The 947-nt window shown below is 55.2% G+C and carries 1 protein-coding gene; it reads right to left on the bottom strand.

What is annotated here, in order from left to right:
- Positions 1 to 112: 112 nt before the first annotated feature.
- A partial coding sequence (locus IEW45_RS14935) for a chlorophyll a-b binding protein (protein ID WP_229665965.1) occupies positions 113 to 947 on the bottom strand: 835 nt, incomplete at its 5' end.

The following is a 947-nucleotide window of genomic DNA, read 5'->3' as shown; positions in this document are numbered from 1 at the left end:
CGGATACACAAGATAATTCACATTATCTGAAGTACATTGCAATAACATATACTTCACCAAACACAAATCTAAAAACTCTCAAAAGTCCACAAGTCATCCTTTTCTTTCATGCTCACTTGCCGGGGACGAAGTTGGTGGCGTAGGCCCAGGCATTGTTGTTGACTGGGTCCGCAAGGTGATCAGCAAGGTTCTCCAATGGACCCTTACCGGTGACAATGGCCTGAACAAAGAACCCAAACATAGAGAACATGGCCAATCTCCCGTTCTTGAGTTCCTTCACCTTAAGCTCAGCAAAAGCCTCTGGGTCATCAGCAAGGCCCAATGGGTCAAAGCTGCCACCAGGGTAGATTGGGTCAGTGACCTCACCGAGGGGCCCACCAGCAATACGATAACCCTCAACAGCACCCATTAGGATAACTTGGGTGGCCCAGATGGCGAGGATGCTCTGGGCGTGGACAAGGCTTGGGTTGCCCAAGTAGTCCAGCCCACCCTCGCTGAAGATCTGGGACCCGGCCTTGAACCACACAGCTTCTCCAAACTTGACCCCGTTGCGGGACAATAGTTCGGGGAAGACGCAGCCCAAGGCCCCGAGCATGGCCCACCTGGAGTGGATCACTTCGAGCTCACGGTTTCTGGCGAAGGTTTCTGGGTCGGCCGAAAGCCCAGCAGTGTCCCAGCCGTAGTCACCTGGGAACTCGCCAGTGAGGTAGGACGGGGGCTCGCCAGAGAATGGGCCCAAGTACTTGACGCGGTCTGGGCCGTACCATGGGCTTCCGGAGGAGGCCTGCTTGGTGACGGTCTTCCTCATGCTGACCCTCCCGACTTCGGGGGCTGATGGGCCCAGCTTCACGGCCTTGCCAGCCAAGGATGGGGAAGAGAGAGCCATGGAGGAGGCTGCTGCCATTTTTAAAACTCTAGGATGAGCTTGCTTTCTGCCTTGTGTTATG

It is taken from the genome of Flavobacterium suaedae, from assembly GCF_014642915.1.
Classification (GTDB): Bacteria; Bacteroidota; Bacteroidia; order Flavobacteriales; family Flavobacteriaceae; genus Flavobacterium; species Flavobacterium suaedae.
Note: the sequence above shows the minus strand (reverse complement) of the source record. Positions and strands in the feature narration are given on the sequence as shown.